Genomic DNA, 2,661 nt, shown 5'->3' with positions numbered 1-2,661 from the left:
CGGGCGGGGGCCCCCCCGGGCCCCTGCTGGTTCATTGCGGGGGGGGGGGGCGGGGGGGGGGGGGGGCCGCCGGGGGGGGCCCCCCCGCACCTCGTTCAGCGTTGGATGTCCTCGGTGGAGGTGAGGGCGGCGAGGTCGGTGCGGCGGGGCAGTCCTTCGCAGTCGCCGGGGACGGAGACGGCGAACGCTCCGACGGTGACGGCGGTGGCCAGCCGTTGTGCCGGGCCGTGGCCGGCGAGGAGTTCGGTGAGGTAGCCGGCGACGAACGCGTCGCCCGCGCCGACGGGGTCCACGACCGGCACCGCCAGGGCCGGCAGGCGGTGCTCGACGCCGTCGACGACCGCGGTGCAGCCGCGCGCGCCGTCCTTGAGCACGGCTTGGCGCGGTCCGAGCACGGCCAGGGCCCGGGCGAGCTCCGCGGCCGAGTGCCCGGGGCCGATGCCGAGCAGCAGTTCGGCCTCCGCCACGCCGGCGAAGAGGACGTCGGCCTCGGCGGCGAGTTCGCGCAGGACGGGCGCGGCCCGTTCGGGCGGCCAGAGTTTGGGCCGGTGGTTGACGTCGAGGGAGATCGTGACGCCGGCCGCGCGGGCGAGGGCGACGGCGTGACGGACCGTGTCGGCGGCCGAGGCCGACAGGGCGGGGGTGATCCCGGTGATGTGCAGGACACCGGCGCGGTGGATCAGCTCGGCCGGGATGTCCTCGGGACTCAGTCGGGAGGCGGAACTGCCGGCGCGGTGGTAGTCGACCGTGACAACGGCGGCGGTTCTGCGGTGCTTGACCATGAGGCCGGTGAAGCCGTCGTCGCGGATGGCGTGGACGCGGACGCCCTCGGCGCGCAGGCGCCGTTCGACGAGGTCCCCGGTGGCGTCCGCGCCCAGGCGACCGATCCAGGTGACCGGTGCGCCCAGGCGGGCGGCGCCGATCGCGACGTTGCTCTCCGCGCCCCCGATACCGTAGGAGAAGGAGCGCGCGCTCTCCAGCGGGCCGGTGCCGTCCGCGGTGAGCAGGCCCATGGTCTCGCCGAACGTCACCAGACCGCCAGGCGTCCCGGCCGTCATGACGCGCTCCGGCAAGCGGCAGCGGCCCCGACGGCAGCGGCCCCGACGGCAGCGGCCCGGACGGCAGCGGCCCCGACGGCGTCGGCGACGTCGGACAGGCGGTGTCCGGCGCGGGCGCGGTACTCGACGACGTCCGGGTCGAGGCCGGGCGGGACGACGAGAGCGGCGCCGTCGTCGAAGCCGCGGACGGCCTGTTCGGGGGTCAGGACGGTGCCGGCGGCGGCCGGCAGCCCGCGCCGCCGGGCCGTGACACGCAGGGCCTGGCCGGCTGCGGGCGGCACCGGTGTCGCGGGCTCGGTCAGCAAGGCGCCGCTACCGGCGTGGACGACATGCTGGGTCATGAGACTCTCCTGGGGTGATCGGGCCTGGCCCGTGGGGCGGGGTGGTCGGACGGTGCGGGGTCGGTCAGCCAGGGGTAGTCGAGTCGGTTCGGGTCCCAGAGGTGGACGTGCGCGTCGAGGAGGGGCGGCCGCGTCACGACCGTTCCCGCGGGTCCTGGTTCGCGGGCCTGCCGCTGGTCCAGCCCTGGTCACGGACCGGGGCCAGGCACTGTTCGACCTGGGCGAGCAGGCCCGGGTCGATCGGCTCGGCCAGCCATTGGACGTTGCGCCTCATGTGGTCCGGGCTGCGGGTGCCGACGACGGTGGTGGCCGCGCCGGTGGTGGCGACGGAGAACTGCAGGGCGAGCTTGGCCAGGTCACCGCCGGCCCGCTCGCACAGGTCGGCCGCCGCCGCGCAGCGTTCACGCAGCCGAGCCGAGCCGGGGTGCCAGTGGGGTGCGCCACGCCAGGTGAGCGCCCCCATGGACAGCGGGGAAGCGTTGATCACTCCGGTGCCGAGCGTCGCGAAATGCCCCTCCCACGCCGCCAGGCGCCGGTCCAGCAGGGTGTGCTGGCAGTAGGACAGCACGGTGTCCACCGGGGTGCGGGCGGCGACGTGGGCGAGGGCCGGGATCGGGTAGCCGGTCACGCCGACGTGGCGCACCAGGCCCGCCCGCTGGAGCTCGCGCAGGGCCGGCAGGGTCTCCTCGACGATCAGGTCGAGGGAGCCGAACTCGATGTCGTGGCACTGGATGAGGTCGACGTGGTCGGTGCCGAGCCGGGCGAGACTCTCGGTGACGCCGCGCTTGACGCGCTCGGCACCGAAGTCGAACTCGGTGGCGCCGTAGCGGCCGACCTTGGTGGCGAGCAGGTAACTGTCGCGGTCTACGCCGCGCAGCGCGCGGCCGAGCGCCGTCTCGGCGGCGGTGTCGCCGTAGTAGGGGGAGACGTCGAAGAAGTTGACGCCGAGGTCCAGGGCGGTGCGGACGGCGTCGATGCCGTCCTGCTCGGCGAAGGCTCCGAAGACCGAGCCCAACGGCGAGGCGCCGAAGCCCAGCTCGGAGACGATCAGACCGGTACGGCCCAGCGGGCGGTATCGCATGGCGGGTCCCAGGGGTCGGGTAGGAGGCGGGGCGGGCGGACGTACTGCGGGACGCGGGGCGCGGATGGTTCCGGCCGGGCGTCGGTCGGGGGGGGGGGGGCGCGGCGGGGGGGGACCCCCCCCCCCGAGCAGGAGGCCACGGCGGGGGCACCCCCGACCACGGGGGCGGGGGGGTGGTGGT

General features: G+C 76.0%; 3 protein-coding genes. All 3 read right to left on the bottom strand.

All coding sequences use genetic code 11. The features are described from left to right. Nucleotides 1–95 precede the first annotated feature (95 nt). Nucleotides 96–1,058 carry a sugar kinase gene (locus ACFXHB_RS09345; protein ID WP_380573266.1) on the bottom strand — a complete coding sequence of 321 codons (963 nt, stop codon included), beginning with the start codon at nt 1,056–1,058 and terminating at the stop codon, nt 96–98. Further along, nucleotides 1,055–1,399: a hypothetical protein gene (locus tag ACFXHB_RS09340; protein WP_380573265.1), complete on the bottom strand. Its 345-nt coding sequence runs from the start codon at nt 1,397–1,399 to the stop codon at nt 1,055–1,057. The genes ACFXHB_RS09345 and ACFXHB_RS09340 overlap by 4 nt, the downstream gene beginning before the upstream one ends. A 133-nt stretch (nt 1,400–1,532) precedes the next feature. Beyond that, on the bottom strand, nt 1,533–2,480 hold the full coding sequence (locus ACFXHB_RS09335) for an aldo/keto reductase (RefSeq protein WP_380573264.1): 948 nt from the start codon (nt 2,478–2,480) through the stop codon (nt 1,533–1,535). Nucleotides 2,481–2,661: the final 181 nt, after the last annotated feature.

It is taken from the genome of Kitasatospora sp. NPDC059327 (assembly GCF_042752535.1).
Lineage (GTDB): Bacteria > Actinomycetota > Actinomycetes > Streptomycetales > Streptomycetaceae > Kitasatospora.
Note: the sequence above shows the minus strand (reverse complement) of the source record. Positions and strands in the feature narration are given on the sequence as shown.

Coding starts and splice junctions, on each gene's coding strand:
- ACFXHB_RS09345 (WP_380573266.1), bottom strand. CDS start 1,058: ATGACGGCCGGGACGCCTGGCGGTCTGGTGACGTTCGGCGAGACCATG.
- ACFXHB_RS09340 (WP_380573265.1), bottom strand. CDS start 1,399: ATGACCCAGCATGTCGTCCACGCCGGTAGCGGCGCCTTGCTGACCGAG.
- ACFXHB_RS09335 (WP_380573264.1), bottom strand. CDS start 2,480: ATGCGATACCGCCCGCTGGGCCGTACCGGTCTGATCGTCTCCGAGCTG.